The organism is Cellulomonas biazotea (assembly GCF_004306155.1).
Classification (GTDB): Bacteria; Actinomycetota; Actinomycetes; order Actinomycetales; family Cellulomonadaceae; genus Cellulomonas; species Cellulomonas biazotea.
Genome location: NZ_BIMR01000383.1, coordinates 1 through 993 on the forward strand (window position 1 = coordinate 1; position 993 = coordinate 993).

Annotated in this window: 1 protein-coding gene; it reads left to right on the plus strand. The window is 80.1% G+C overall.

Features of this window, described 5'->3' with window-relative positions; all coding sequences use genetic code 11:
* Positions 1 to 993 (plus strand): hypothetical protein (locus tag CBZ_RS21180; RefSeq protein WP_373862204.1); only part of this gene is annotated, 993 nt, incomplete at both ends.

The following is a 993-nucleotide window of genomic DNA, read 5'->3' on the forward strand; positions in this document are numbered from 1 at the left end:
GGGACGGGCCTCGCCGCCACGCCGCCGTGGAGCGCGCCGTGGGTCGGCACGCGCACGCGACCCGCGCTGCTCCTCGTCGGCGCCGGTGCCGTCGTGGGCGGATGGTCCGCCGGCCTGGCCTGGCCTGCGGGGCCCGGTGCGCACGGAGCGTTCGTCGTGCTGGTGCTGGTCACCGCGGCGGCATGCGGGCTGGTCGCGCTGCGCGGCCCCGGGCGCGTCGCCGTCGACATCGCGACCGGGGCGTCCGCGGCGCTGCCCGTCGTCGTCGCCGGCGGCCTGTGGGCCGTGCACTCCGTCACCGGACTCGGCGAGGCGCGCGCCGTCGTCGTCGCCGTCGTGGCCGTCGGGGTCGCCGCCGCGCTGCTGTCGACCCTCCCGGCGGCGTTCCGCACCACCCCGCAAGGCCGTCCGGGGGCTCTCGCGTGCGAGGGTTCGGGTGCGGTGCTCGTGGCGGTCGGCCTGCTGGCCTCCGCCGCGCACGGACCGGGTACGCAGGCGCTCGCGCTCGTCGTCGCCGCCGTCGGTGCCGGGGCGTGCGCGTTGCGCGCCGACCGCCGACCGCTGCGATGGGTCGCGCTCGGCCTCGCGGTGCTCGCCTCGTGGACGCTGCTCGGTGCGGACGACGTCCGCTCGCCCGAGCCGTACCTCGTCCCCCTGGGCCTCGTCCTGACCGGCGTGGCCGTCCGCCGGTGGCGGCGTGGCGGCCGGGTCGCCGAGCTGCTCGCGGCCGGCACCCTGCTGGTCGCTCTTCCCGGCGCGCTCGTCGGCGGCACCGTCGACGTCGCGGGCCTCGACGTCCCGCGGGTGGGCATCGCCGCCGCGATCGCGGTCGCGCTCGTCGCCGTCGCCGCACGCGCTCGGCACCAGCGCAGCGCCGTCGCGGGCGACCAGCCGCCCGCCCTCGTCCTGTCGGGCGTCGCCTCGCTCCTCGCGGTCGTCGGCCCTGCGCGCCACGCCGTCGTGCTCGCCGTCGCGAGCTGGGGCGGGACGGGC